Genomic DNA, 26,787 nt, shown 5'->3' on the forward strand with positions numbered 1-26,787 from the left:
GTACCGTCGCTGCGGTGGTCGACCGGAGTGGCCTTTCAGCCAAGCTGTTTGGCTCGACGTCCTATGTCTTGAGTTCGGACCGAAATTCCTCGAAGGCATTGCCATCGATAGCAGTAATCTCGATCGGGCATGATTATAGCACGTAGTCGCATCGATGCAGGGGCGTGTTCACTGCTCCTGGGCGAGCCACTGCCGGACTCGCCGTGGATCTTCGGGTTCGACGGGTATCCCGACAATGTTCGCGCGCGAGATCAGATGGGTGGCCAGACACTCCCTGATTTCCTCGACGGTCAGATCAGCCTTCAGGCAGTGGTTCCACAGCAGCGCTTTGAACACGTAGTCGAGATGAGGTCGGCTGACGATCTCCCCGCGCTCGGAAGCCGCTGTCCGTGCTCGCTGGCTGAGTTTGTTCACGTCGCGAATGCCGGTCAGGCCATCTGAAGCGAGTTCCAGCTCGCGCCACACGGTTGCGGTCACGGTGTCGCGTACGGCTGTCACAACCTGGGAGATCTGGCGCCGCCCGACCGCTGGAGTGTTGCGATCCTTGACCCGGAGCTTGCGGATGATCATCGGGATCTCGAAATCGGTTCTCGTGCTGAGGTCGACGATCTCGTCGCGTGGAGTACCCGGCGGAACCACTCTGGCCGGGGTGCCGGCGATATGGACGTCAGCGACTGCGGCGGTCAGCAGATCGCGAAAGGAGCCATGGCCTGCCCAACCTCGGATGAGATCGGTTCCGAACTTCGACTGCACCTGCTGTGCGACGTCGGTGAGCAAGGCCGGATGTTTGAGGCTGGCAACGATGGTGCGAACGCCGTCGTACAGAGCCTCGCGGGAATCATTGCTGATCTGCGGTGGGGGAGGTGTCTCGGAAGCCTTTACTTTCGAATGGTTCTCGGTTGGGCGTACATCGCTGGATTCCTCGTCAGCGATCGTCCGTTCGGCGATCCGATCGAGTTCGTTGCGAAGGTCCTGGGCCAGATCATCGACAGTCGCGAGGAGGTCGGCCATACGCCGGGCGATCGTCGTGGCGAGATCGGGAAGCCGAACACCGGGTTTGTACGTGTCTTCGTGGGTTAGTTCACCCCAGCCGTCCTGCAGGAGCGTGCGAACCTGGAGTTCGCCACGAACACGTGCGTGTTTGTCGAAGCCAGGCACGATGGTCACCAGGTTGACGTGGTAAGCGCGATAGCCGGACTCTTTTGGGCTATCGAAGTAGTCCTTGGTGGAGTTCGGTTCGATCGCCAACGAGTAGGCATCGCTCGTATCGGATGACGGGAGATCGGCCAGGATGTCCTGAAGACGAGTCACGTCACTGAGGTTGTTGCAGATGACCCGGAAGCCGACCAGATCGTCGATCGCTTCCGGAATCGACTCCAGCGAAACGATTTGTCCGTGGTACTTACGCTTCGTCATCTTCGCCCAGAGTCGTGCTGGGTCCTTGACCCGGCTTGTCGCCACCCTGATTCGGTGTCGGTCGAACTGTGGCAACTGCTGATCGAGGGCGCTGGTCAGGATGCGGTCGAAGGTTTTGGCTGCGGGATCGAGTTGGTCCGCCTTGATTCGCTGATACCAGGTGATGTACTCAGACCAGCTGAACGAGAACGGCGAATCCAATGGTGCCTCCGACGGTTCCACGCCATCCGCCCCTTCTGGAACTCGGGTTCGATGTCGATTCCAGTGTCCACACCTCTGGCCAACGCGTCCAATAGACACCGTATGCACCGACCGACCGAGGCGGTAAGTGGGCGGACCTCACCCCACCGGGGTCAATCGCAGTCTTTCGGCGAGTTCGTTGAAGATGTAGAAGTTGGGGATGGTGCTGACGGGGGTCAGGGAGATCCACATGCCGGCGAGTTTGATGCGGATGTGACCGCTGCGGGCGTCGATGAGCTGGATGTTCTCCCAGGGGAAGGCCTCGCCGTTGTAGGTGAGGGCGTCGAGGGAGAGGGCGAGCTCGCCGAAGGCGACGGTGTCGCCGTTGTCGATGGCGGTGACGGCGGCGGGGAGTTGGGTTGCGGTGACGGCGGATTGGATGGCCCTGGCCCATTCGCGGGCGCGGGCGAAGCCCTCCTCGTCGACGGTGGCCTCGACGCCACCGGGGCCGCTGAGCTCCAGGTAGTACGACACCGGCATGGTGTCGTGGAACGGGATCATCTGCTGGCGGACTTCGGTGCTGTCCCAGCGGAATCCGGCGACGCGCTGGCCGGAGCGGTAGACGGTGACGCCGTGGTCGAACAGGTCGATGCGGGCGGCGCGGTTCTGCCGGTTGAGGATTCCGCGGCGGAACGCCAGCAGCACCGGGACCGCGGCGATCGTCAGCAGCGCGACGCCACCCTGCCAGGCGCCGACGGCCGTGCAGATGACGCCGATGGTGGCGATGCTCCCCGCGACGATGCCGCAGCCGCGCACGAACGTGTCGTCGGCCGGGGTCGCGAGGAAGGTGTCACGGTGCGCGCCGAGGTGCTGATACTCCGCCATCAGGTGTATCAGCTGGGTCAACGGCACGGTATGCCGGGCTTCGGCTACGTCCTCCGCCCTGTTCGGAGTGATCACTCGTCCCTCCATGAGGCGTTTTCATCCGCGGCGAAGCGTATTCGACGAGGCCGAATACCGCCACTGGTGCATCGACAATCATCGCCTCGATCCCGAAATCGGCTGCTACGCGGGGTGAACGCGCTGTCAATCCGACTGATTCGGCGCCGCCGGATCGAGCAGCCGGAGCAGCACGGCGTCGACCAGTTCGTCGGTGGCGGGCAGCGTCCCCGGCGCGACCCTGGCCAGCTGATTGAACCCGTGATAGATGCTGACGGCGACCGCCGCGCGGGTGGCCGCCTGCGGATCGGGTACCCCGAGCAGCCGCAATTGCGCGGCGACGTAGGCGATCCGGCGTTCGGCGACCCGGCGCATCGCGGCGGCGACGGCGGGCTGATCCACCGAAGCGAGCAGCGCGAGATCTTCCCTGCCGTGCGCGGCGTAGTCGATGACATGGGTGAACAGCTGCTGCAATCGTTCGGCGGGCCCTGGCAATCGATCGAGCTCGTCGATGACGTCCTGCGTGCCGCGCCGCTCCCACTGTGCGAGAACAGCGTCGACCAGCGCGGCCCGGTCCCTGAAGTGCCAGTAGAAGCTGCCCTTGGTCGCGCCGAGGCGCTTCGCCAGCGGCTCGACCGCGACCGCGACCAGGCCGCCCTCGCCGAGGGCTTCGAGCGCGGCCTGTGCCCAGTCGTCGGCGGTGAGCCGGCGCCCCGCCGACTTCGCGTTCCCCTCTTGCGGCATTCACATACGCTACCGTATGGTCGAATCCATACGGGACAGTATGGAGGTTGACCATGCCGATCGTCACCGCGGCGCCGCTGGCCGAGGCGGCCATCGCCGACCCCGACTACGCCGATGCCTACTCCGTCGACGTGCCGCCCGGCGCCACCACCGACCCGGCGGCCTGGACCCGGGCGATCTTCGGCCGCAACGCCTTTCCCGAGCGGGCGGTGTCGGACACCGAACACTTGACCGGCAAGGCCATGCCGATGCTCGACTTCGTCGCTTCGGTCCGCGTCGTCGATAGTCGCGTCACCCTCACCACGCTGGTGCGCTACCGAAATCCGCTGGGGGGGCTGTATTTCACGATCGTCGGCATCGGGCACCGCAGGCTGGTCCCGCGCATGATGGCCCGCGCCGAGCGCAGGATGCGCCACGCTGACTGAACGGGGCAGGGATCGAACCGATCGGTCTCGATAGTCTGGACGGGTGCTGTTTCTGGACGAAGGCCCCCGGACCGGCCCGGCGATCGTGTTCGTGCACGGCATCCCCGGCTCGGTCGACTGGTTCGCGGCGGTCGCCGAGCGGCTGGCGCGCGAGTACCGGGTGATCCGCGTCGACGTCCACGATCAGGGCGCCGGCTCCGGTGATTTCACGGCCGCCGTCCGGACCGCGCCGCTCGTCGAACTCCTCGACGAGCTGGACCTCGACCGGGTCACGGTGGTCGGGCACTCGTTCGGGGCCGAGATCGCCCTCGAGCTCGCCGCGGTCTCCCCGCGGGTGGCCAGGGCGGTGGTCGTCGGCCAGGCGCCGGACTACCGCATCGCCGCGATCCCGGCGGTGGCGACCTGGGTGGTCCGCCCGTGGACGGTCCGGCTGGCGCAGCGCTGGACACCGGCCCTGGTGGTCCGGCTGGCGAACCGCACCGCGTTCGCGCCGCGCTTCCGCTACGACTCCGCGCCCGGCCTGGCCGACGCGGTGGTGCGCGACTTCCGTGCGGCCGTGCCCGCCGGCCTGGCCTACGCCGCCGGTCCCCGGGGCGACGACCTCGCCGCGCGTCCCCTCGACGCCAGGGCCGCCGCCCTCGACCTGCCGGTCCTGGCGATCCACGGCCGCCACGACCACCTCTACGACAGCACCGCCACCCTGGACCGCTACGCCGCGGCGGGCGCGCGCACCCACCTGGTCGAACACGCCGGCCATTCCCCGCAGGTCGAGCAGCCGGACGAATTCGTCGCGGTACTGCGGGAATTCGTCGCCGAGACCTGATCAGAACCCGTCGACCGCCGTCACCACGAAGGTCCCCGGCGTCCCGGTGTCGCCCAGCGGTCCGCCCTTGTCGAACTGCGACGACACGACCAGCGCCCGATCGCCGACGTGCGCCATCGTGGTGGGGACAGCCAGTGCGGGATCGTGGAATTCGGCGACGCGCGTCGCGGTGGCACCGTGGTCGGCGACGGTCCACCGGCTGAGGGTGTTCTCGGTGTTGTGGACCACCCACAGGGTGCCGTCGCGCAGTTCCATGCCGTCGCCGTGGCGGACGTCGCCACCGGTCAGCGCGACCTTGCGGATCGGCTCGGCGCCGCTCGGATCGATCCGGTACAGCTCGCCCGCCGACATCGCGACGACCAGCAGGTACCCGTCCGCCGGATCGGCGACGATGCCGTTCAGCTCGTAGACCTGCGGATCGCGCGGACCGAGTACCGGGCTCAGGTCGTAACCGATGTCCAAGTCCCCACTGCCCTTCGATACCCGGTCCGGGCTCACCCGGTAGACGACATTGCGCACGCTGTCGGTCAGATAGGCGGTGCCGTCGGCGCCGAAGTCGAGATCGTTGACGAATCGTGGCGCGCTGTCCGGCACCGCGAACGAGGCCAGCAGCGCGCGCGACCCGGTGTCGTACACGGCGACGCCGGCGCTCGAATCGATCACCCACAGCCTGCCGTTCCGGTCGACCCGCAGGCCGTTGGTGGTCTTGCGGCCGTCGGCGCCCGCGGGCAGGAACACCTCCGCTCGCGTCGCGCCCGGGGTGGCCCGATAGACGGCGCCGTCGGCGAACGAGCCCACATAGCTGTCGCCGGAGCGCGCGTCCACCGCGATGCCCTCGGGATAGACGGCGCTGCCGGGCAGCTCGTAGGCGGTGCTCAGCCGGGGTGTGGCGGCGGTGCCGCACGCGGTGAGGGACAGGCAGGCGACGGCCAGGGCGAGAGTGGCGCTGGTCCTGATCATGATGAAGCCTCTCAGTGATGTAATGCCAGACATCAAGCAATAGGCAGGAATGTAAGTTAGAGTTCTAATGATCGTCAAGGGCATTACGAGATGATGGGCGGATAGCATGCACCCATGACGTCCATGCCCGCCGCCGAGAGGCTCGGCACGTATATCAAGCGCGCCGAGCAGTCCCTGATCGCGGCGAAGACCGCCGCGCTGAAGCCGGCCGGGCTGACCGTTCCGCAGTACAGCGCCCTGCTGCACCTGGCCGAGAACCCCGGCATCTCCGCCGCGGCGCTGGCCCGGCTGGCCGGGGTGACGCCGCCGACCATGAACACCGTGCTGACCAACCTGCAGGACCGCGGCCTGGTCGAGCGGACACCGCACGAATGGCACAAGAACGTGCTGGAGACCCGGCTGACCGAAGCGGGCCGGGAGGTGACCGCGGCCGCCGACGTCCGCGCCGTCGCGGTGGAACGCGACCTCGCCGCGCGGTTCACCGCCGCGGAACTGGCCGCGGTCACGGCCCTGCTCACCCGCACGGCGGAGGCGCTCGACGAGATCCGCGCCGACCTCTGACCCCCGTAAACGACGAAGAGCCCGCCGGATCATCCGGCGGGCTCTCGGGGTGTCGTGCGGTCAGCGCTCCGCGGCGGCCTTGACCTTGCTCAGCGTCTCCCGCATCCCGGCGACCAGGTCGGCCTCGAACTTCTGCTCGCCGCCCATCGCCACCTTGATGGTCCCGCGCAGCCAGCCGGGCAGGCCCTTGGCGTCGACGGTGCGGGTCTCCACCACCCGGGTGCCGGTGGCGGTCGGCACGAGGTCGTAGCGCCACACCGTGCGGTTCTCGTTCATCCGGAACGCGAAGGACTTGTTCGGCTCGAAGGTCACGATGCGCGAGGTGGTCGGGTAGATCTTCCAGCCGACCTTGTTGACGTTGACGGTGAACGCGCCGTCACGGACGCCGCCGAGGGCGATCATCTTGAGCGTCGTCGGGCTGAGTTCGGAGACGCGGCGCAGGTCGGCCAGGATCGACCACACTTTCTCCGGCGCTGCGGCGATGTCGATGCTGGCTTCGAGATTGTTCGGCAACGGTGCCTCCGGGATGGGTGTGACGGTCTGTCACGCACAGCATAGGCATCGTCGACCCGCGAACCCTCCGCCCCCGGTCGGATTTTCCGCAGCTCGCCCCTGGCCTGTGCGGGCGTCGTCACATCGCGCCTTCACCCCACCCAGGCCGGCAGCGCTTCCCTGGCTGCCCGCCAGGTCCTCGGGCACACCGCCCGGCGTCCCGATCCCCGTGCGCGCGGCCACGATTCCGCCGACGATCGCCGCAGTGGTATCCGCGTCACCACCGGCTGCGACGCACGCGGTGATCGCGGCCGCATAGTCGTCGAGGTGGCTCGCCGCCACCCACAGCGTGAACGGCACCGTGTCCTGTGCACTCACCTGCGCGCCGTTGCCCAGCTCGTACGCGGCCTCGGCGATCGACCGCCCGAGCAGTTCCCCGGCGCGCCGCACCCCACTCGTCGTCCGCCCGGGAATCAGGTACGGCTCCACCGCCGCCAGGAGTTCCTCCGGCGCGCGGTCCGTTCCGCGACTCGCCGCCGCCCAGCTCGCCGCCACCGCGACAACCATCGCTCCAACGATCGCCTCGGGGTGTCGATGCGTCACCTCGGCCGCCGACGCCGCTTCCGCCGCGGCCCGATCGAGGTCACCGGCGAAATACGCCCCGAGCGGCCCCACTCGCATCGCCGCACCGTTCCCCCACGACCCTCGCCCGTCGAACAACGCCCCCGCCGCCTCCGACCACGGCCGACCATCCCGAATCTGATGCAGCACAGCGACTGTCCCGCCGCTGTACCCCCGATACGGTTCACACCGATCGGCGAACACGGCCGCCAGCGCGTCCCGATCGATCCGCCCCCGCGCCCGGATCTCGGTGAACACCGAACACGCCATCTCGGTGTCATCGGTCCACTCCCACGGCCCAGCGGGCACCCGCCCGCCCATCAGTTCGGCCACCGACCGACCGGGCACAAAGAACTGCGCCCCCAACGCATCTCCCACCGACAACCCTTCGAGGCTGTCCCGAGCACTATCCATATCCCGCACCATGTGCGGGCCATTCTGCCACCACGGTAGTGGTCGTTGCAACCATAACGATGATCGTCCACCTACCCGCCGAATTGGCGTTGCAGCGCGACGTCGGGACTTGTGATGATCGACCGCATGACGATGGGGCGGGATGAGGCGCTGGTCGAGTTGCATCGGTCGTTGGACGCGCGGTACCGGCCGGAGAGTGTGGCGCGGCTCGCGTTGTACTGCCTGAAACGGGATCTGCGCAGCGATGAGCACGCTCGGCTGGCCGGGGTCGCGGAGGCGGCGCGGAGGTGGGACGGATTGAGTTCCATGACCGAGGATTTCGCGCGTCCGGTCGGTGGCGCGCACCAGGTCGCGGCGACCAGCAGGCTCTTCGATGTCACCGCGAAGGTCGATGCCGACACCCCGGCCTCGCTCCTGGCCTTCGCCGAGTCGATCGGTGCCGAGATCGGGTTCGACCCGCGACGCACCGACTTCCTGGCCGATCGGCTCAACAGGCAGCAGCGTGCGGACGCCGGCATGGACGTCTCCAAGCGTCAGTACAACCGCCGATTCCGGGCGCTGACCAGGCTGACCGCCAAGGCGGAGAAGCTGGCGGCCGAGCAGCGCAAGAGGCAGCTCGCGGTGCGGGCGCGCGCCGGGTTCGCCGCGGAACTCACGCTCGACCGGTTCCGGGCCGACCCGAACGCGGCCTGTTTCGTCGCCTACTACACGGCCAAGCGCAAGCTTCGCCGGGAGTTCACCCTGGAGGGTCGTGCGAATCCGTTCGACGAGGTCGCCGAGCTCCTGTTCGCCCGCTGCCGCGGAAACGACGACACCGACTGGTGGATGATCGCCCAGGCCTACGCGACGCCGGAGGTGCTCGATCACCTCACCGACGAACAGCGGGGACTGCTGGTCGGCCGGTGGTCCGCCGTGCTCCGCGCGACGGCCGAGATGCTGGAAAAGGTGTGGAACTCCAGCGAATTCGACCGGCAGGGCATGGTGGTCCGCCGCGGCAACGACTCCTCGACCTGGAATCTGCTGTGCGGTGCGTACAATGCGGCCCGCGCGGCCTGGCTGTCCTGCCTCGCGGCGAGTGGCGCCACCGGTCTGCTGGACTCCGTCTGTCCCGGCAAGGCGATGATGCTGATCGCGGGAGACCTGGCGGCATGGCACAGTGCGGCCGGATCCGGCCCGCACCCGGATACCCGGGTCTGGGCGGCGTTGCCACTGCCGTGGGAGGTGCTCGCGGGCCGGGCCGCCTGCACCGCGGCCGACGTCCGCGCGGCCTGCGCGGCCGCCGCGGTCGATCCGGAGCGTGGTGGCTGGACGGCGCCGAAACCACCGGGCCGGGTCGGCACCTTCCGCCCGACGCCGGAGCTGGTGCACGGCGTCGAAGTCGCGGATCCGCTGTGGGCCATGCTGCTTCGCAGCGCAGGCGCGTTCAGCGGCAAGCCGGTCAAGGCCGGCTACGCCGCCGAACTGTCCGCGGAATCCGGTGGACACCCGCACCTCTGATGGGGCACGATCGCGGAGCTGTCGTAGCTCAGCGGTAGAGCACCCGGCTCCTAACCGGGCGGACGCCGGTTCGAGCCCGGTCGACAGCACAGGCGGAGGTCTCGTCGTAGCTCAGTGGTAGAGCGCCCGGCTCGGACCGGGTGGACGCCGGTTCGAGCCCGGTCGACGAGACTCCGCCGCTACTCGGGGTGGTCGGTGTCCTCGTCGGTGTAGGTGAAGTCCTCGATGGTCCAGGGGTCGGTGGGGTGGTCGCGCCAGGCGAGTTTGGCTGGTGGGAGGGCGGCCAGTTCGAGGACGGACGAGTCGGTGTCGGTGACGTGCTGGATGGGGAGAACGGTGGCGGTGTCGGCGGCGAGGGGAGCGTCGGAGCCGTCGCCGATGATCCATTCGCCGTCGGGGTCGCGGACGACGACCAGGGCGGGGCGCTCACCGGTGGCGACGGTGTTGTAGACGAAGGCGGCGAGGTCGGCGGGGAAGGCGAGGCCGTAGGACGCCGGGGGCGGGTCGCTGGGGTTGTTGTCGGCGAGTGCCGTTGTGGCGGTGCGCCATTGCTCGGTGGCGGCGCCGATGTCGTAGATCCACAGGCCGTCGGCGTGGCCCTGGGCGAGGGTGGCTTTGGTTTCCTCGAGGTCGCTGCGCGCGGGGACGTTCAGGGCGACCAGGCCGGTGCCGCTGCCCTCGCCCTCGACGCCGAGCGGTTCGAAGGCGTCGAGCACGGCTTGGCGGACCTCGGCGCGCAGACACCCCTCGGCCGGGATGACCCGGATCGTGCAGTTCCCCGACGGCTCGAGCACCTCACCGGCCCACAGCACACCCTCGTCGTCCGCCTCGACCGCGACCACATCGCCGAGCGCGACGGCCCGCGCGTGAAAAGGGATGTTGTCCAGCCGAACCCGCCGCTCGTCGAGCCGCACCGCCCACATCCGCTCCGTGCTGAACGCGTGCCAGCCCGCGGGGTCCTCCGGCAGCCGGAACACCACCCGCACGTAGTCGGTGTCGTCGTCCTCGTTCGCGGTCATGCGGGAGAGCATGCCAGGGGGCGGCCCCTATTTCCGGAGGAGGTCGGCGCGCAGGGCGGCGTGCAGCGGACGCAGCGCGTCGACGGCGTGCCTGCCCCAGTGCGCGATGAAGGACAGCCGCCACTCGAATACCACGTCACGCCAATTCGATCCGGTGTCGAGCGCGTCGAGACCGTGGCGCAGGTCGCGCCAGATGTCGGTGAGGTCGTCGGCCAGCGAGCCCGCGCTCACCGGAGCTTCGGAGGTCAGGTCGAGATTCGACCAGTAGTGATCGGTGCGGCCGAGGACTTCGCCCAGCCGCTCGAAGCGCTCGAACCACCGCTCGCGGCTGATGAAATCCGGCACCGCGGTCGAGGTCGGTTCCACCTGCGGTAGCGCGCACCCGGCGGCGACGAGCCCGGCCAGCACCGGCACGAGCACCCGTGCCAGTGCCGCCGGCTCCCATTCGCCGCCGAGCCCCTCGACGACCGCGCAGTACTCGCGCGCCGATCCGACGAATGTCTCGACCTCCGGCGGCTTCTCGCTCATCCGGTAAGGATGGTTCGCCCGACCGGCCTCGGCAAGCCCCTCGGCCGCCACGTACCCGCGCAGCGGCGAAGGTCGCGGCCGCGCTGCCGAATTCGGGCGATGGCGAGTACTTCGCGGTTCGACGGCTGCCACTGCCGCGCGTCGGTACAATCCCGTTTCACATTCTGGTTGTCCCAGCGCGCCGACGATGCGCGGCGGCGGGGCGACGGTCCGGATCGATGGGTGAGCCGGAAGTTCCTGGGGCTTGTGCCAAGTGACAAAAAAGTTCTAGGGAATTCCTCTAAAACACTCCCTGTTCACATTTGCCTCGGTATCGTCCGAGACGGCAAATGGCCAGTGACAACGTAGTCACAAAGCACCAACTTGGAGTGACACATGCTTTACAACATCACCGATGACAGCTCTGACGGCAACATCCTGAGCCTGCTGCTCGGCCTGCTCACCAGCTCGCTCAGCACCGGTTCTGCGCAGGCCTCGGGCAACTGAGCGGACTGTAGCCAACTTTCGGCTAACGCGCGGTAAGCCGGAAGGGCGGCCGAAGGGCCCGATCCATGACGAGGGGATCGGGCCCTTCGGTATTGTCAGCGACAATGTCACAGGATGCGAATACGGGACGAATGTATGCCGGGCAACCCGTAGAGGACCGGCAACGCCAGCGGCGTGCGCGTTTTCTGGAGTCAGGCCTGACGGTCTTCGCGCGCGACGGGTACGCCAACAGTTCGGTCGGTGCCATCTGTAAGGACGCGGGACTCTCGTCCCGTCAGTTCTACGAGGAGTTCACCGGCCGCGAGTCGCTGCTGTTGGAACTGTACGAGCAGATCGATCGGCAATCGCGCGAAGCGGTCGCCACTGCTCTCGAAGCGAAGACCGACGCGACGGTGCTCGAGCAGATCGACGCCGCCGTGCGCGCCTACGTCGAGGCGATCGGCGCCGATCCGCGCAAGGCGCGGGTGGCGCTCGTCGAGGTGGTCGGCGCGGGTCCCAAGGTGGAGAAGTTCCGGCTGGAGCTGCGCCGGGTGTGGGGTTCGCTGCTGGCCAGTGCCGCCGAGGACGCCGCCATGCACGGCGAGATCCCGTCCGGTGACTACGAGCTGCGCGTGCTGGCGATCATCGGCGCGGTCAACTACGTCGTCGACGGCTGGAGCGGCTCCGAGCCACGGCCGCCGCTCGACGATGTGATCCAAGTGCTGAGCCGGGTGATCCTCGGTGCGGTAGGGGCCTGATGCCCCGGGTCGAGGTCGTCCCGATCCAGGTGCCCGACGGCACCACCCTGCCCGTGCGGCTCATCCCGGCCCGTGGCCCGCATCGACATCCGGTGACCCCGGACGCGCCGCGGCCGGTCGTCGTCATCGTGCCCGGCCTCGCCGTGCCAGGAGAGTTCTACGAATACTTCGGCGACCGGCTGGCCCAGCGCGGCTTCGACGTGGCCATCGGCGAGTTGCGCGGCAACGGTGACAGCACCCACCGCCCGGACGCCGACAGCGCCTACGGCTACCACGAACTGGCCGCCGTCGACTTCCCGGCGATGTTGCAGGCCGTGCGCGACCGGTTCCCCGGGAGCACGCCGTACCTGCTCGGGCACAGCATGGGCGGGCAGCTCGCCGTCCTGTACGCGGCCAGGGCGCGCGGCCGGATCGCCGGGCTGATCCTGGTCGCCTCCGGCACGCCGTACTTCCGCGGCTATCGCGGGGTGTTCGGTCCCGGCGTGCTGGTCGGCACGGCCGCGGTGGCGGTCGCCTCGAATCTCGCCGGTTTCTGGCCGGGCGACATGTTCGGCCGCCGTGCCTACGGCAGGCAGTCCAAGGTGCTCATGTCGGACTGGGCGCGGCTGGCCCGGACCGGGCGCTTCGTGCCCGTCGGCGCCGATATCGACTACGAGGAACGGATCTCGCGGCTGAAGTTCCCGGTCCTGTCGATCACGGTGGCTGGCGACGACCTGGCCCCGCAGACCTCCGCCGACCACCTGCTGAGCAAACTGCCCGCGGCGCCGGTGACCCGGTGGTTCCAGCCGGAAGCGCTGGGGCACAACGGCTGGATCACCAATCCGGATTCCACGGTCGACGTCGTCGAGAAGTGGCTGCGCGACCGCTAGCGCCTACGCCGAGCGCCTGCCCTCCATCAGCATCTGCGTGAAGAACTCGTAGACCAGCGCGGACAGATAGGCCGACTGCTTGTTGTCGGCCGCGCCGCCGTGCCCACCCTCGATGTTCTCGTAGTACCAGACGGTCCGGTCCTGGGATTCCAGCAGCGCCGCCATCTTTCGCGCGTGCCCGGGGTGCACGCGGTCGTCGCGGGTGGAGGTGGCGAGCAGGATCGGCGGGTACTGCCGGTCGGTGTCGGTGTTCTGGTAGGGCGAGTATTCGCTGATGTAGGCCCATTCCTCGGGCTTGTCCGGGTCGCCGTACTCGGCCACCCAGGACGCGCCTGCCAGCAGCAGGTGGTAGCGCCGCATGTCCAGCAGCGGCACCTGGCACACGATCGCGCCGAACAGCTCCGGGTAGCGGGTGAGCATCACGCCCATCAGCAGGCCGCCGTTGCTGCCGCCGATGGCACCGAGCCGGTCCGGGGTGGTGATGCCGCGGGTCACCAGATCGCGGGCGACCGCGGCGAAATCCTCGAAGGCGCGGTGCCGGTGCTCTTTCAGCGCCGCGGTGTGCCATTCGGGGCCGTATTCGCCGCCGCCGCGGATATTGGTCATCACATAGGTGCCGCCGCGCTCCAGCCAGGCCATGCCCGCCGAGCCGAGATACTGCGGGGTCTTGGAGATCTCGAAGCCGCCGTAGCCGTTCATGATGGTCGGGCTCGGCGTGCCGCGACGGTCACGGTGACGAATCACGAAGTAGGGCACGGCCGTTCCGTCGTCGGAGGTCGCGAAGAACTGCTCGGTCTCGATGCCGGTGGCGTCGAAGCAGGCGGGCGCCTGCTTGAGTACGGTGGCCTGATCGCCGATGGCACTGCTGAGCAGTGTTGTCGGCGTGGTGAAACCGGTGGTGGTGAGCATGAATTCGTCGCCGCCCTCGAGCGGGTCGAGGTTGTTCACCGACGTGGAGGACATGGCGGGGGAGTCGGCGAGTTCGGCGCTGGTCCAGCCATCGGGGCCGGGAGTGAGCACGCGCAGCCCGGTCTGCACATCGCGCAGGGTGGTGAGGATCAGGTGGTTCTCGGTCCAGCCCCACGTCTCCAGCGAGGTGTGCGGGTCCGGGGTGAACAGCACCTCGAATTCGCGTGCACCGGCGAGGAAGTCGTTCACGTCGGTGACCAGCAGGGCGCCGGGCGGGTAGGTGATCGCGCCCGGCGTCCAGGCGGTCTTCAGGCGCACCAGGAGCCAGTCGCGGTACCAGTCGACGTCGGCGTCGGTCGGCGTTTCGAGCAACCGCCACTCGCCGTCGTCGAGCAGGGACACCTCGCTGTTGAAGAAGTCCGTCGACCGGTGCAGATAGTGTCGCTCGTAGCCGGGGTGGCGATCGTAGCCGGCGCTGATCGAGACATCGCCCGGCTTCCCCTCGTACACCGTCTCCGCCGCGGACAACTCGGTGCCGCGCTGCCAGCGCTTGGCGATGCGCGGGTACCCGGAATCGGTGAGTGAGCCGGGTCCGAAATCGGTTCCCACATAGACGGTATCGGCGTCGATCCAGCCGATCCGGGACTTGGCCTCCGGCAGGTAGAACCCACCGTCCGCCGGTGCGATGAATTCCCTTGTCGTCAGGTCGAATTCACGCTCGACGGTCGCGTCGGCGCCGCCCCGGGACAGGTGGATGATGGCGCGCTCCTGGCTGGGCCGCAGGACCGCAGCCCCCGACCAGACCCAGTTCTCGCCATCGGCCTCGGCGAGCGCGTCGACATCGATCAGCACGTCCCACTCGGGATCATCGGTCGCGTAGGACTCGAAGGTGGTCCGGCGCCACAGGCCACGCTGGTGCTCGGCGTCGCGCCAGAAGTTGTACAGCCAGGGTCCGCGCCGACCGGGGTAGGCGATCTTGGTGTCGTCGTCGAGCATCGCGAGGACGCGCTGCTCGAGCGCGGTGAAGCGCTCCGTCGCCGCGAACCGTCGCGCCACGACCTCGTTGCGGGCCCGCGCCCAGTCCAGCGCGGCCTCGTCGGTCACATCCTCGAGCCAGAGATAGGGATCCGTCACGTCCTGCTCAACGCCGCTCATCCCCACATTGTTGCCGATGTGGCGGATCGCATCCTCCGCCAGCTCACCGCCCGGGGGTCGTCCGGCCGCTGGAGCGCCGTCACCAGGCGTGGGCGACGTCGATCACCACGCGCGCCGGACCGTCGAGGGTCGTGACCCGGAACGGCAGCCGGGCGCGGACACCGAGGCCGAGGGTGGTCTGGCCTTCGAACGAGCCGGCCCAGGACGCCTGGCGGAAGGTCGGGTAGCCGCGCACGTCGACGAGTTCGGTGCGGTCGGCCGGGTGGTAGGTGCTGTTGCCCGCGCCGTCGTAGGCCGGGGCCTGCACCATCACCTGGAGGTACGCGCCGCCGCGCAACTGGACGGTGGCGCCGGAGCCGTCCATCGTCACGGTGTCGACGTAGCCGACGCGGTAGCCGGCCCGCGGGCCCGACAGGTCGATGACGAGCCGGTCGAAGCAGTCGTGGCGGCCGGACCGGACAGCGCCGACGGTCGCGGTGGAGTAGTTCGCGCTGGACTTGTCGAGCGAGCCCCAGGTGACGCCGCAGGAGGACGGGGCGGCGGCAGCGGGGAGGGTCCACAGGCTCGCGCAGGCCGCGAGCGTGGTGAACAGGACGAGGAAGCGACGCATGTCGCACCGCCTTCGGGCAGTGGGAGGAAGGTACTGATTAATCGGACTAATCAGACATCGCGTTAGCGTCGCTCCGGTTCCGGATGTGTTGCGAAACGTAGGATCGCAGGTCACGAACAACGACCGGAGGTGAATATGGCGCCCTTCCTGTGGGAGCAGCACTGCTGTCTGCCGTTGCATCACACGGCGCGCATCGGCGAACTCGCCCGGTATCCGCTCGGGTCGTATCTCTCGGTCAATGTCGGGTATTCGGCCCAGACCACCGCGGATTCGCTGGAACTGGTGCACCGGTTCCGTGACCAGGCGGCGGCCGATCCGCGCTTCCGGCTGGTCGAGCGCCGCGCCGATATCGGCGCCGACGACGCGATCGCGCTGGCCTTCGACCTGGAGGACTCCGGCCCGCTCGGCGGCGATCTCGACAATGTGGAACTGTTCTACCGGCTCGGCGTGCGCTCGCTGCTGCCGAGCTACAACCATGCCAACGCGGCGGGCTGCGGTTGCCTCGACACCGCCGACACCGGCCTCACCGGCTACGGAAAAGACTTGGTGCGCAAGCTGAACGAGGTCGGTATGTTCGCCGACGGCTCGCACTGCTCGCGGCGCACCGGCCTCGACATCGCGACCCACACCGCCGTCCCGATGATCTACAGTCACTCCAATTTCGCTGCCCTGTGGGCACATCCGCGCAACATCACCGACGATCAGGCCCGCGCCTGCGCCGAGACCGGCGGCGTGATCGGCATCAACGGCGTCGGAATCTTCCTGGGCCACAACGCCCCCGGTGACCACGCCGCCCGCCTCGCCGCGATGGCCGACCACATCCGCTACGGCGTCGACCTGGTCGGGCTCGACCACATCGGCGTCGGCTCGGACTACTCCTTCGACGGCGAGGAGTTCAACGACGAGATCCGCGCCAACCCCGGCGCCTTCTCCGAGTCGTACACGAAATGGGGCCCGCTCCAATGGGTTCCCCCGGAGGACCTGCTCGGCGAATCCGGTGCCCCCGGTCTCGACGAGCTGCTGGCCGACCGGGGGTTCCACGCCGGGGAGCGCGCCGCCATCTTCGGCGGCAACTTCGCCAGAGTCGCGGGGCAGGTCTGGCGCGACTGACGCCCTCGGGTGATCTCGCGTCGGCTCGGTGCCTCGCGGGGTGGCGAGTCACCGAGCCGGGTGCGGGCCGATGCGCGCGAGGCCGGTGCCCCGGGCGGGTTGCTCAGCCCAGGCGCACCAGCATCTTGCCGGTGTTGGCGCCGGTGAGGACGCCGAGGAAGGCGGCGGGGGCCTGGTCGAGGCCCTCGTAGACGGTCTCGGTCGTGCGCAGGGTGCCGTCGGCGAGCCAGCCCGCCGCCTTGCCGATGTACTCGCCGAAGAGCGGGAAGTAGCTGGTCACCAGCATGCCGCGCAGGGTCGCCTCCTTCGTCGCGGCCAGGTAGAGGTCCGGGATCTGCTGGGCGCCCGCGCCGTTGTAGCCGCTGATCGCGCCGACCAGTGCGATCCGGCCGTGCTGGTTGAGCGCCTCGATGGCGACCTTCAGGTGCTCGCCGCCGACGCTGTCGAGGTAGACGTCGACGCCGTCGGGCGCGGCCGCGGCGAGCTGCCCGCCGAGATCGCCCGCGCGGTAGTCGATGGCGGCGTCGAAACCGAACTCGTCGAGCAGCGTCCTGGTCTTCGCCGGCCCGCCCGCCGAGCCGATCACCCGCTTCGCGCCGAGCGCCTTGGCGAGCTGCCCCGCGACGCTGCCGACCGCGCCCGCCGCGGCCGAGACGAACACCGTGTCGCCGGGGCGCACCGGGGCGACATCGGTGAGCGCGGCGTAGGCGGTCAGGCCGGTGGTGCCGAGCACGCTCAGGAACTGCTGCGGCGCGGCCAGTTCCGGGTCGATCGGCGTCGCGGTGGCCGCGTCGACGACAGCGTGCTCCCGCCAGCCCGCGAAGTGCGAGACCGTGGCGCCCACCGCGATCTCGGCCGAGCGCGAGGCGATCACCTCACCGACGGCCGAACCGTCCAGTGCCGCACCGAGTTCGAACGGCGGGATGTAGGACTCCTTGTCGTCCATCCGGCCACGCATGTACGGGTCGACCGACATCCAGGTGTTGCGGACCAGGATCTGGCCGTCGGCGAGCTCGGGCAGCGGGCGCTCGACCAGGGCGAAATCGGTGGCGACGGGAGCGCCGTCCGGCCGGGCGGCCAGGTGGATCTCCCGGGTGGTGGTGGGCAGCGCGGCGCTGGTCGAGTTCGACATGATCGAGCCTTCTTTCGAGGTCAGCCGGTGTTTTTCTCCGGTGCCGACTACGTTATGGCGGCCGTGCCCGCGCTCCCAGGTCCGCGGACGCCACCGCCCGGTCCGTTCACGACAGGACCGGGCGGTGACGGGGTCGGCTAGTCGGCGACGGGCACCGGCACGGCCGGGCGCTTGCGCGCCGAGAACTTCTCGACCAGGAAGAAGTACCCCTTCACGTACTGTCCGACGAGAATCGCGTTGATGATCGTGCCCTCGCGAATGAAATGCGGTGCGCCGAGGAAAGCCAGGCCGATCAACGCCGAGATCGCCAGCAGCGTGCAGTCGAACACGGTCTTGATGTTGCCCCACTTGCGCCCGGTCTTCTGCTGGATCGTGTTCACGAACAGGTCGATCGGCATCAGGATGAGGTTCGCGCGGATCATCAGGAACAGGCCGAGGGCGAGCATCGCGTCGGCGAAGACCAGCAGGACCAGGTTGGCCACGTACGGCTCGAGGTGGATCCAGTCGGTGAGCCACAGGTTGAGATCGAGCAGGAGGGCCAGCACCAGCGCCGGGATCATCGAGAGCAGGTAGCTCGCCTTGAAGGCCTTCGGTCTGACCAGGAAGGTCAGGCCGAGCATGATGATCTCGAGGATGAGGTTGTAGTTGCCCTGGCTCAGCGGGGTGAACACCAGCGTCATCGTGCGGGTGAGGCTGCTCTGCGGGGAGATGCCGATCCCGGCCCTGATGGCCAGGCTGAGGCCGAGGGTGAGGATGTAGATGCCGGCGACGTAGGTGATCCAGCGGCGCACCTTGTTTCCGTTGTCGATGACTGCCGCGTTGTTGTCGTGCTGCATAGCGGTGGATCCCTTGCTCTGGTAGCCGAGGCTATTTCATGAAGCCGAAGCGGTCGAGCGAGATGAACAGCGTCAGCAGCTTGTTGACGACCGGTTCACCTTCGTTGTGATGGCCGAGCTTCAGCAGCGCGTCGTCGATCGACCTGGTCGCTTCGACGAGTTCGGCGAGGTCCATATCGGCCATGACCCCGTAGAAGTCCAGCGGCAGCATGGCCCTCACCTCGCGGTCCTCGGTGACGACGCAGCCGCCGACGAGACCGTCCAGCCGGTGCAGGTTGTCGCACATCTCGGCGCTGTCGGCGCCGGCCACCACGAAGTAGGCCGACGGCGCAGGCCAGAACGTGGAGACCGCGCCGCGATCGATCGACACGCCCTGGAACAGGCCGTTCACGATGTGCCGCGGGCCGTCGGCGTAGCGCTGCACGATCGAGATCCGGTTGAGCCGCGCCCCGTCGTGTTCGGGGACGACCGCGCCGTCGCGGTACGGAACCCACACCTCCTGCGCGAATTTGCGATGCCCGCGCCCGTAGACGTCGAAGAGCAGCACCTTCGCCAGGGTGCCGTCGGCCGAGATCTCGATCGGCGTGAGCTCGAGCAGTTCGGGCCGCAGGTCGCCGAGTCCGGGGCGGGGCCGCTTGGCCAGGACCGAGTAGTCGATGCCGACGGGCTCCAGCAGCCGCCGGTCCGCGGCCACCAGCTTGCCGCCCTTGAAGACGTAGCGCGGGTTGATCTTGGACAGGCTGTCGGTGAGCACGATGTCGGCGAATCGGCCCGGGCTCAGCGAGCCGAGATCACGGTCCTTGTGGAATGAGCGCGCGGCATAGAGCGTGCCCATCTTGATCGCCTTGATCGGCGGCATCCCCATCTCCACGGCCAGCGAGACGACCCAGTCGATATGGCCTTGTCGCAGGACCCGGTCCACGGAGATATTGTCGGCGCAGAGCTGGAAGTTCTCGGCGGGCCAGCGACGTTTCACGATGGCGCGCAACATCGTTCGAATGACCTCGGGACTACCGACGCCGAACTTGATCTGCGTGTTGAGGCCGTAGCGGATGCTCTTCTCGATATCGGCTTCATTCCACACGTCGTGGTTGTTGTCGACGCCGATCGCCGGCATGTAATTGAGCAGCATGTCCGACAGCGACGTGACACCCCAGTGGCAGTTCACGAATCCGGCATTCGCGCGGCCGAGCGCGGATTTGCGGAAATCGTCGGCATTGCCGGTCATATAGGACAGGTGGGCCAGTTCGCCGAGACCGATCACCGGATCCATCGCCAGCATCGCCTCGGTCACCTCGGGCGAGGTCTTCTTTCCCGGAGCGAAGGCATAGAGGCGGTAGGGGAGTTTGTCGTGATCGGCGAACAGTGCCCGCGCGGCCTCGACGGCCTCCTCGCCTGCGGCGCTGGCGAAATCGAGGGTCTCGCCGAAGACCGTCGTCGTGCCGCTCGGCACGATCGCCTCCCCGAAAGCCGCCGGATGCGCGAGCTGGGATTCGAAGTGCAGATGCGCGTCGATCAGGCCGGGAATCGCGTAAAGCCCCTCGCCGTCGAAGGATTCGCGAAAACGCACGATCGATTCGTCCGGGCTGAGCGCGATGATGCGTCCGCCGTGGACGAGAAGTGTGCCGGGGTACACGGTTTCGCTGTGCACATCGAGAATGTGCAGATTGCGCAGCAGCAGGTCGGCTTCCTGCTCGCCTTCCAGGATGGCGAAGATACTGCGGACGTGATCGTCCTGGGTGGAAACCTCGGTCGCCGAGGGTGCGTCGGTCGTCGAATTCTGCTGGGGCATAGCGGTCCTCACCTCGATATTCCCGCACTGTCGGGTGCGTGTATCGATTGGACGCGATCGGTACCGTTGCCCACAAGCATTCGTTTTCGCACGACGTGTACTAAATTTTCGTACACTAATTCCGGGAGGTGAGCGGTGCTCCATTCACGATTGCTGCAGTACATCGACGAGGTGGCGCGGCTCGGGTCCATCCGCGCGGCCGGTGCCCGGCTGCATGTCGCGCCCTCGGCGATCAATCGGCAGATCCTGCTGCTGGAGGCCGAACTCGACCAGCCGCTGTTCGAACGGCTGCCGCGCGGCATGCGCCTGACCCCGGCGGGGGAGGCGCTGCTCGTGCACATCCGGCAGACGCTGCGGCAGTATCGCGAGACCGTGGCCGACATCCGTGATCTGCGCGCCCTCGGCAGCGGTGAGGTCGTGATCGCCACCATGACCGGCCTGGCCAGCAGCGTTGTCGCCACCGCGGCCACGACCTTTCGTGCCAGGCATCCGCAGATCCGGATCTCGATCCGCACCATGTCGACCCTCGACATCGTGCAGGCGATCGAGAACAGCGAGGCCGACCTCGGCCTCGGCTTCAACATCCCGCCGTCGTCGCAGCTCGAGGTCTGCTGGCAGATGAACACGCGGCTGGGCGTCGTCGTCTCGCCGCAGCATCCACTGGCCCCGATGGAAACGATTCCGCTCGCGCAGTGCACGCCGTTTCCGCTGATCTTCGCCGACCGCTCGATGGTGATCCACGGCATCGTCGCCGAGGCCTTCGCCAACGCCGGTCTCGATATCCAGCCCGCGTTCCACACCAATTCGATCGAGACGATGAAACGGCTCGCGATGTCCGGCGAGGCCATCGCCTTTCTCAGCGAATTCGACGTCGCCGAGGAACTGCGGGACGGTCGGCTGGCCTTCCGGCATGTCCGCGACGCCTTCGACGTGAACATCATCTCGCTCGTGCGCCGGGAGAAGCACGGCCACGGCCTGGCGAGTTTCCTGCTCGCCGACGAGATCGGAAAGACCTTGCGGCCCGGCGATCCCGACTAGCGGCTCGTCGTCGGCGAGGCGCCGGTCCAGCGGTGGAAGGCCTTGCGGAGGGCGCGGTCGTCGGTGAAGGCCAGGCGCTGCGCGACGGTCGAGGTGCTGTGGCCCTGGTCGAGCAGAGCTCGCGCGCGCTCGTAGCGCAGCAGGTCGAGTTCGTCGCGCCAGGACGTGCCGTGCTCGGCGAGATGGCGTTGCAGGGTGCGCTGGCTCATGGCGAGGCTTTTCGCGACCCGGGGCAGGGCCGGGTCGCCCGCGTCCAGGGCCGCGCCCAGGGCGATGCGGAAGGCGTCGAGTGGGCCCGCGATCGGGCGGGCGGAGGTCAGGACCAGGTCGGCGTGGCTGCGCATCAGGTCCGACAGCATCGGGTCGGCGCGCGCGAGCGGGGCGGTGGCGTCGTCGGCGTGGAAGGTGATCGCGTCCGACTCCGCGTCGAATTCGATGTCGGCGGTACCGAATACGGCGATCAGGCCGGTGCGGTCGGCCGGTGCGGCGTGGCCGAAGCTGACCCGGGTCGGCACGAGCGGTCGCCCGAGCGCTTCGCCCGCGCGGCGCAGGTAGTAGGCGAGGACGTACTCGTTGACCACCGCGGCCACCGCCGGATCGCCCGCCGAGGTCCGGTAGCCGATGGTGAGATCGCCGTCGCCGGTGAGGTCGAAACCCTCGGTGGCCGCGGTGACCAGGCGGTGATACGGCTGGGCGGCGCGCAGCGAATCCGCCAGTGTCGCACCGGTGGTCACCAGGTAGTCCCAGGTGTTGAGGGAGCCGAGCGGGGCGGCGGCGGCGATCGCCGCCCCCGACCCGGCGCCGGGTCGCGCCTGCGCGATCAGTTCCCACAGGCGCAGCAGCGAGGTCATCGGGATCCGGTTGAGCTCGCCGCTCAGGATCACCTCGTCGGTGCCGGGAACGCGCGCCAGCTGGTCCTCGGCGACGCCCGCGGCCCGCGCGGCACGCAGGAGCAGCCGGAGGAGGTGGGTGGACACCGTGCCGTCGAGGCGGCTACCGATCCCCTCCGCCGCAACACCACTCACCTCTGCGACCCTACTGTGCCGACGCGAAGGGGCCGGTGCGCGTTCGCCCGGCCACGGTGACCGGGCGAACGCCGAGGGGTCAGGCCGACGTTTCGACCGTCAGGCCCGCCTCGGACCAGTCCTGGATGCCCTCGCGGTACTTGCGGACATTGGTGTAGCCGAGGGCCTCCAGCTTGCTCGCGACGACCTGGCTGTTGCCGCACGCCGCGTTCGAGCAGTAGGTCACGATCGCCGCGTCGCGGTCGGGGAGGAGGTCGGGAGCGCGGTCGGCGACGTCGTCCTCGACCAGGTTGAGGGCGCCGGGCAGGTGTGCCTTGGCGTAGTAGTCCGGCGGCAGCGCGTCGAGCACGGTCACGGTGTTCGCCGCGATCTCCGCGGCCAGTTCGTCGCGGGTGATGAGTGCGGTCATGGGTCCACCTCGGTCGTTCGGAGGAAATTTATGTGCGTGCACACGCTACTAGTTGTGTGCGCACGCACGCAAGTGGCTAAGCTGGTCCGGTGCCCACCGATCAGCCGTCCCGTCGTGCCGCGGTCGCCGCGTGGGCCGCGCTGCTCCAGGTGCACGCGGCCTTCGTCCCCGAGCTCGACGCCGAACTCCGCAGGGCCACCGGACTGCCGCTGACCTGGTACGACGTCCTCCTGGAACTCGACGCGGCCGGACCGATGCGGATGAGCGACCTCGGCGAGAAGGTCGTCCTCAGCCGGACCAGGGTCAGCCGCCTCGTCGCGGAACTGGAGGCGAACGGCCTGCTGCGCCGCGAGTCCAACCCCGACGACGGCCGGTCCGCGCTCGTCGCCATCTCCGACCTCGGCAGGCAGCGGTTCCGGGAGGCCGCGCCGCACTATCTGGCCGGCATCGAACGTCGGCTCGGTGCCAACGTGAGCGCCGCCGAACTCGAGGCCGTGGCCGTCACTCTGCGCAAGGTGCTCGGCGGCCCGTAGCGCCCGCTCGCGCGCACCTCACCGAAGTGGGGGACGGGTGGGTGAACTCCCCGGAACAGAGTTAGGCTCGGGGTCGTGACTTCCCACTACGATGTCGTCGTTCTCGGCGCTGGTCCCGGCGGATACGTCGCCGCGATCCGTGCCGCTCAACTCGGCCTGCGAACAGCGATTGTCGAGCAGAAATACTGGGGTGGCGTGTGCCTGAACGTGGGCTGCATCCCGTCCAAGGCACTGCTGCGCAACGCCGAACTGGCCCATATCTTCCACAAGGAAGCCAAGACCTTCGGCATCTCCGGTGAGGTCAGCTTCGATTTCGGCGCGGCGTTCGACCGCAGCCGCAAGGTGGCGGACGGGCGCGTCAAAGGCGTGCACTTCCTGATGAAGAAGAACAAGATCGACGAGTTCGACGGCCTCGGTACCTTCACCGGCCCGAACTCGCTGGATGTGGCCCTCACCAAGGGCGGCGTCGAGACGATCACGTTCGACAACGTCATCATCGCCACCGGCACCACCACCAAGCTGCTGCCGGGCACCCAGCTCTCGGCCAACGTGGTGACCTACGAGGAGCAGATCCTCACCCGCGACCTGCCCGGCTCGATCCTGATCGTCGGCGCGGGCGCGATCGGCATGGAGTTCGCCTACGTCCTGAAGAACTACGGCGTGGACGTGCGGATCGTGGAGTTCCTCGACCGCGCGCTGCCCAACGAGGACGAGGACGTCTCCAAGGAGATCACCAAGCAGTACAAGAAGCTCGGCATCACCATCACCACCGGTGCCGCCGTGCAGACGATCGACGACGACGGCTCCAAGGTCACCGTCCAGATCAAGGACAACAAGTCCGGCGCGGTCGAGACCGTCACCGTCGACAAGGTGCTGCAGGCCGTCGGCTTCGCGCCCCGCGTCGACGGCTACGGCCTGGAGACCACCGGTGTCGCCCTCACCAACCGTGGCGCCATCGAGATCGACGAGTACATGCGCACCAATGTGCCCGGCATCTACGCGATCGGTGACGTCACCGCCAAGCTGCAGCTCGCGCACGTCGCCGAGGCGCAGGGTGTGGTCGCTGCCGAGACCATCGCCGGTGCCGAGACGCTGACCCTGGGCGACTACCGGATGATGCCGCGCGCCACCTTCTGCCAGCCGCAGGTCGCCAGCTTCGGTCTCACCGAGGAGCAGGCCCGCGACGAGGGCTACGACGTGAAGGTCGCGACCTTCCCGTTCACCGCCAACGGCAAGGCGCACGGTCTGGCCGACCCGACCGGCTTCGTGAAGCTGATCGCCGACAAGACCCACGGCGAGCTCATCGGCGGCCACCTCATCGGCCCCGACGTCTCGGAGCTGCTGCCCGAGCTGACCCTGGCCCAGAAGTGGGACCTCACGGTCAACGAGCTCGCGCGCAACGTGCACACCCACCCGACGCTCAGCGAAGCGTTGCAGGAAGCGATCCACGGCCTCGCGGGCCACATGATCAACTTCTGATCTGTCGAGGACACGAGGGGCGGTCGCCGGGCGACCGCCCCTCGTTCGTGTCGGCGACACGAATTCCGTGTATTTCTTTTCGGTCAAAATTACGGGCGTTGATTTGGTGAATCGCGTTCTGTGGCCGATGATGCGAGGGCACCTCTGGTGATAGTTCCACGCTCGTGTTCGACATGTTTGTGTTCCATGAGATGGTCCCCTCGCCCGGCGGCTCGCGGGTGGCGGGCACGGTTGAGAGGCAACGGACTCGTATGCGCATTCTCGGTTGGGTAGCTCGTGTTGCGGCATTGGTGGCGGTGGCCGGATTCGGAACCATGGCACCCGCGATGGCCGAACCGCTTTTCCCCGGTGGCCCCGACGTTCCCGGCGTTCCCGCCATCCTCCCGACGGCCTCCCCGTGCCCGGTGGTCGAGGCCAGGGCGTGCATGCGGCTGTCGACGAACGAGGCGTGGCTGGTCGACAACGGCCGGGTGATCTTCGGCCCGACGCCGATTTCGCACGGGATGGCCGGATACGAAACTCCGCCCGCCGTCACCCGGATTTCCTTCAAGCGGGAATTCCACTGGAGCACGATGCACAACGCGCCGATGCGCTGGGCCACCTTCTTCAACGGTGACATGGCATTCCATGTCGGCCCGGTCAATTCGAAGTCGCACGGTTGTGTGCGGATGACCGAGGACGGTGCCCACCGCTTCTTCGACTACCTGAACCCCGGCGACATCACCCAGGTCATCGACTGAGCAACGTCCGAACGAACGAACATGGGTAACTCACCGGGCACGGGCTGACCCGACCCGGTGAACCGCCGCCGCCCGCCAACGCTCACGCCCCTCGCGCCTTAGTCTGGCCTGAATACGCGGAGAGGCGGAACAGCAATGCGTAAGTGGTTGATCGGTGGGGCCGCGGCGGTCGCGCTGCTGCTGGTGATCGTCGCCGGGCTGTACGTGCTCATGAATTCGCGGACCTACCAGCTGACCGGCCGCTTGGTCGATCGCGTCGACACCGACGAGAAGCTGGTCGCGCTGACGTTCGACGACGGGCCGACCGAACGCACCCCCGAGATCCTGCGCACGCTCGCCGAATTGCGGGTCCCGGCGACCTTCTACCTGATCGGCGACGACCTGGCCGCCCATCCCGACTACGGTGCCGCGATCGCGGCGGCGGGCCACGAGATCGGCAACCACTCGTACTCGCACCGCCGTATGGTGCTGATCTCCGGTGACACGGTGCGCGCGGAGATCGAGCGCACCGACGCCGAGATCCGCCGCACCGGCTACCAGGGCCCGATCACCTTCCGCCCGCCCTACGGCAAGAAGCTCTGGGCGCTGCCGAGCTATCTCGCCGAGCACGACCGCACCACGGTCACCTGGGATGTCGAACCCGATTCCGCGGGCGGCGCCACCCGCGCCGCCATCGTCGACGACACCCTGGCGCAGACGAAACCCGGCTCGATCGTGCTGCTGCACGTCATGCACGGCCGCGAATCCGCCGCCGCGCTCCCGGAGATCGTGTCCGGCCTGCGGGCGCGCGGCTACGACTTCACCACCGTGTCCGACCTGCTGCGGCGAGCGCCCGCCTAGCCGCGCGGAGCGGCGGAACGGTGATAGTTCGCCTGGGCCGCGCGGACGGTGTCCATGTTGGTCTCCAGGACCACGATCAGCGACTCCAGGCGTTCGGCCACCTGCGCGCCGAGCTCGGTGAGCGTGTACTCCACGCGGGGCGGGATGGCCTCGAGTACCTCGCGATGCACCATCCCGTCGCGTTCGAGCCCCTGCAGGGTCTGCGACAGCATCCGCTCGCTCACGCCGTCGACCCGTCTGCGCAGCGCGCTGAACCGGTAGGGGCCTTCGCGTAGCGCCACCAGGGCCAGCACACCCCATCGGCTGGCGACGTTCTGGAGCACCGGCCGCGACTGGCAGTTGCGCGCGAAGACGTCGGCTTCCAGCGCCTGATCGTCGTCGGTCGACGAGGGCTGCGTGCTCATACCGCCGATCGTACCGCTCTTGACCAGAGTGCTTGCGGAATGCATAGTGCTTACTAATAGTTAG

General features: G+C 68.3%; 28 protein-coding genes and 2 tRNA genes. 14 read left to right on the top strand and 16 right to left on the bottom strand.

The features are described from left to right. Positions 1-168 precede the first annotated feature (168 nt). The 3 genes from AB0H54_RS03060 to AB0H54_RS03070 form a co-directional block, all read right to left on the bottom strand. Positions 169-1,638: a RelA/SpoT domain-containing protein gene (locus tag AB0H54_RS03060; RefSeq protein WP_357342380.1), complete on the bottom strand. Its 1,470-nt coding sequence runs from the start codon at positions 1,636-1,638 to the stop codon at positions 169-171. Between the two features lie 117 nt (positions 1,639-1,755). Beyond that, the gene (locus AB0H54_RS03065; protein WP_357342381.1) at positions 1,756-2,556 is read right to left on the bottom strand and encodes a DUF6585 family protein; all 801 of its coding nucleotides are present in this window, start codon (positions 2,554-2,556) and stop codon (positions 1,756-1,758) included. A 126-nt stretch (positions 2,557-2,682) separates the two neighbouring features. After that, complete coding sequence (locus AB0H54_RS03070) at positions 2,683-3,279, bottom strand: TetR/AcrR family transcriptional regulator (protein WP_357342382.1); 597 nt, start codon at positions 3,277-3,279, stop codon at positions 2,683-2,685. A 53-nt stretch (positions 3,280-3,332) separates the two neighbouring features. On the opposite strand from AB0H54_RS03070, the gene AB0H54_RS03075 reads away from it, so the two are divergent. Together AB0H54_RS03075 and AB0H54_RS03080 are read left to right on the top strand one after the other, a co-directional pair. Then, positions 3,333-3,704 carry a hypothetical protein gene (locus AB0H54_RS03075; RefSeq protein ID WP_357342384.1) on the top strand — a complete coding sequence of 124 codons (372 nt, stop codon included), beginning with the start codon at positions 3,333-3,335 and terminating at the stop codon, positions 3,702-3,704. A 43-nt stretch (positions 3,705-3,747) separates the two neighbouring features. Beyond that, entirely contained in the window at positions 3,748-4,527 is a 780-nt protein-coding gene (locus AB0H54_RS03080) for an alpha/beta hydrolase (protein WP_357342385.1), read from the top strand. Here AB0H54_RS03080 and AB0H54_RS03085 read toward each other — a convergent pair whose 3' ends face one another. Next, entirely contained in the window at positions 4,528-5,487 is a 960-nt protein-coding gene (locus tag AB0H54_RS03085) for a superoxide dismutase (protein WP_357342386.1), read from the bottom strand. Positions 5,488-5,601: 114 nt separating this feature from the next. On the opposite strand from AB0H54_RS03085, the gene AB0H54_RS03090 reads away from it, so the two are divergent. Continuing rightward, positions 5,602-6,048 (top strand): MarR family transcriptional regulator, encoded by a 447-nt coding sequence (locus tag AB0H54_RS03090; protein WP_355274315.1) that lies wholly within the window; start codon positions 5,602-5,604, stop codon positions 6,046-6,048. Positions 6,049-6,108: 60 nt separating this feature from the next. Here AB0H54_RS03090 and AB0H54_RS03095 read toward each other — a convergent pair whose 3' ends face one another. Beyond that, the gene (locus AB0H54_RS03095) at positions 6,109-6,561 is read right to left on the bottom strand and encodes an SRPBCC family protein (protein ID WP_355274313.1); all 453 of its coding nucleotides are present in this window, start codon (positions 6,559-6,561) and stop codon (positions 6,109-6,111) included. 30 nt (positions 6,562-6,591) lie between these two features. Then, positions 6,592-7,587 carry an ADP-ribosylglycohydrolase family protein gene (locus AB0H54_RS03100; protein ID WP_357342388.1) on the bottom strand — a complete coding sequence of 332 codons (996 nt, stop codon included), beginning with the start codon at positions 7,585-7,587 and terminating at the stop codon, positions 6,592-6,594. Between the two features lie 294 nt (positions 7,588-7,881). On the opposite strand from AB0H54_RS03100, the gene AB0H54_RS03105 reads away from it, so the two are divergent. The 3 genes from AB0H54_RS03105 to AB0H54_RS03115 all read left to right on the top strand — a co-directional run bounded on the left by AB0H54_RS03105 (position 7,882) and on the right by AB0H54_RS03115 (position 9,243). Then, on the top strand, positions 7,882-9,072 hold the full coding sequence (locus tag AB0H54_RS03105) for a hypothetical protein (RefSeq protein ID WP_357342390.1): 1,191 nt from the start codon (positions 7,882-7,884) through the stop codon (positions 9,070-9,072). A gap of 17 nt (positions 9,073-9,089) precedes the next feature. Further along, positions 9,090-9,161, top strand: a tRNA-Arg gene (locus AB0H54_RS03110). A gap of 11 nt (positions 9,162-9,172) precedes the next feature. Then, positions 9,173-9,243 (top strand) — tRNA-OTHER (locus AB0H54_RS03115). Between the two features lie 8 nt (positions 9,244-9,251). Here AB0H54_RS03115 and AB0H54_RS03120 read toward each other — a convergent pair. After that, positions 9,252-10,091 (bottom strand): DUF4265 domain-containing protein, encoded by an 840-nt coding sequence (locus AB0H54_RS03120; RefSeq protein WP_357342391.1) that lies wholly within the window; start codon positions 10,089-10,091, stop codon positions 9,252-9,254. 27 nt (positions 10,092-10,118) lie between these two features. After that, a complete protein-coding gene (locus tag AB0H54_RS03125) occupies positions 10,119-10,619 on the bottom strand; it encodes a DUF5063 domain-containing protein (protein ID WP_357342392.1) in 501 nt (166 codons plus the stop codon). 617 nt (positions 10,620-11,236) lie between these two features. Here AB0H54_RS03125 and AB0H54_RS03130 point away from each other — a divergent pair. Continuing rightward, positions 11,237-11,842 carry a TetR/AcrR family transcriptional regulator gene (locus AB0H54_RS03130; RefSeq protein ID WP_355274303.1) on the top strand — a complete coding sequence of 202 codons (606 nt, stop codon included), beginning with the start codon at positions 11,237-11,239 and terminating at the stop codon, positions 11,840-11,842. Further along, positions 11,842-12,711, top strand: coding sequence for an alpha/beta fold hydrolase (locus AB0H54_RS03135; RefSeq protein WP_357342393.1), 870 nt, complete (start codon positions 11,842-11,844; stop codon positions 12,709-12,711). Before AB0H54_RS03130 ends, AB0H54_RS03135 begins: the two co-directional genes overlap by 1 nt. A gap of 3 nt (positions 12,712-12,714) precedes the next feature. On the opposite strand, the gene AB0H54_RS03140 is transcribed toward AB0H54_RS03135, so the two are convergent. Beyond that, positions 12,715-14,775 (bottom strand): prolyl oligopeptidase family serine peptidase, encoded by a 2,061-nt coding sequence (locus AB0H54_RS03140; RefSeq protein WP_357342395.1) that lies wholly within the window; start codon positions 14,773-14,775, stop codon positions 12,715-12,717. Between the two features lie 79 nt (positions 14,776-14,854). Further along, positions 14,855-15,385: a hypothetical protein gene (locus tag AB0H54_RS03145; protein WP_357342397.1), complete on the bottom strand. Its 531-nt coding sequence runs from the start codon at positions 15,383-15,385 to the stop codon at positions 14,855-14,857. A 135-nt stretch (positions 15,386-15,520) separates the two neighbouring features. On the opposite strand from AB0H54_RS03145, the gene AB0H54_RS03150 reads away from it, so the two are divergent. Further along, complete coding sequence (locus AB0H54_RS03150) at positions 15,521-16,495, top strand: membrane dipeptidase (protein WP_357342399.1); 975 nt, start codon at positions 15,521-15,523, stop codon at positions 16,493-16,495. Positions 16,496-16,598: 103 nt separating this feature from the next. Here AB0H54_RS03150 and AB0H54_RS03155 read toward each other — a convergent pair whose 3' ends face one another. The 3 genes from AB0H54_RS03155 to AB0H54_RS03165 all read right to left on the bottom strand — a co-directional run bounded on the left by AB0H54_RS03155 (position 16,599) and on the right by AB0H54_RS03165 (position 20,399). Beyond that, the gene (locus AB0H54_RS03155) at positions 16,599-17,627 is read right to left on the bottom strand and encodes an NADP-dependent oxidoreductase (protein ID WP_355274293.1); all 1,029 of its coding nucleotides are present in this window, start codon (positions 17,625-17,627) and stop codon (positions 16,599-16,601) included. Between the two features lie 137 nt (positions 17,628-17,764). Beyond that, a complete protein-coding gene (locus AB0H54_RS03160) occupies positions 17,765-18,463 on the bottom strand; it encodes a DUF6198 family protein (RefSeq protein WP_357342401.1) in 699 nt (232 codons plus the stop codon). 31 nt (positions 18,464-18,494) lie between these two features. Beyond that, positions 18,495-20,399 (bottom strand): adenine deaminase C-terminal domain-containing protein, encoded by a 1,905-nt coding sequence (locus AB0H54_RS03165; RefSeq protein WP_357342402.1) that lies wholly within the window; start codon positions 20,397-20,399, stop codon positions 18,495-18,497. Here AB0H54_RS03165 and AB0H54_RS03170 point away from each other — a divergent pair. Beyond that, positions 20,391-21,293, top strand: coding sequence for a LysR family transcriptional regulator (locus AB0H54_RS03170; RefSeq protein ID WP_357342404.1), 903 nt, complete (start codon positions 20,391-20,393; stop codon positions 21,291-21,293). The two genes, AB0H54_RS03165 and AB0H54_RS03170, sit on opposite strands and share 9 nt — an antisense overlap. On the opposite strand, the gene AB0H54_RS03175 is transcribed toward AB0H54_RS03170, so the two are convergent. After that, the gene (locus AB0H54_RS03175) at positions 21,290-22,318 is read right to left on the bottom strand and encodes an AraC family transcriptional regulator ligand-binding domain-containing protein (RefSeq protein WP_357342406.1); all 1,029 of its coding nucleotides are present in this window, start codon (positions 22,316-22,318) and stop codon (positions 21,290-21,292) included. The two genes, AB0H54_RS03170 and AB0H54_RS03175, sit on opposite strands and share 4 nt — an antisense overlap. Before the next feature lie 79 nt (positions 22,319-22,397). Beyond that, positions 22,398-22,727, bottom strand: coding sequence for a rhodanese-like domain-containing protein (locus tag AB0H54_RS03180; protein ID WP_357342407.1), 330 nt, complete (start codon positions 22,725-22,727; stop codon positions 22,398-22,400). An 89-nt stretch (positions 22,728-22,816) separates the two neighbouring features. Here AB0H54_RS03180 and AB0H54_RS03185 point away from each other — a divergent pair, with 89 nt between their 5' ends. From AB0H54_RS03185 to AB0H54_RS03200, 4 genes are all read left to right on the top strand, one after another. Continuing rightward, on the top strand, positions 22,817-23,260 hold the full coding sequence (locus tag AB0H54_RS03185) for a MarR family transcriptional regulator (RefSeq protein ID WP_355274277.1): 444 nt from the start codon (positions 22,817-22,819) through the stop codon (positions 23,258-23,260). Positions 23,261-23,335: 75 nt separating this feature from the next. Next, entirely contained in the window at positions 23,336-24,739 is a 1,404-nt protein-coding gene (lpdA, locus tag AB0H54_RS03190; RefSeq protein WP_357342409.1) for a dihydrolipoyl dehydrogenase, read from the top strand. A gap of 173 nt (positions 24,740-24,912) precedes the next feature. After that, positions 24,913-25,479 (top strand): L,D-transpeptidase, encoded by a 567-nt coding sequence (locus tag AB0H54_RS03195; protein WP_357344175.1) that lies wholly within the window; start codon positions 24,913-24,915, stop codon positions 25,477-25,479. 135 nt (positions 25,480-25,614) lie between these two features. Then, entirely contained in the window at positions 25,615-26,319 is a 705-nt protein-coding gene (locus AB0H54_RS03200) for a polysaccharide deacetylase family protein (RefSeq protein ID WP_357342410.1), read from the top strand. On the opposite strand, the gene AB0H54_RS03205 is transcribed toward AB0H54_RS03200, so the two are convergent. After that, complete coding sequence (locus AB0H54_RS03205) at positions 26,316-26,723, bottom strand: helix-turn-helix domain-containing protein (RefSeq protein WP_357342412.1); 408 nt, start codon at positions 26,721-26,723, stop codon at positions 26,316-26,318. The two genes, AB0H54_RS03200 and AB0H54_RS03205, sit on opposite strands and share 4 nt — an antisense overlap. Positions 26,724-26,787 lie beyond the last annotated feature (64 nt).

It is taken from the genome of Nocardia sp. NPDC050718, from assembly GCF_040654235.1.
Classification (GTDB): domain Bacteria; phylum Actinomycetota; class Actinomycetes; order Mycobacteriales; family Mycobacteriaceae; genus Nocardia.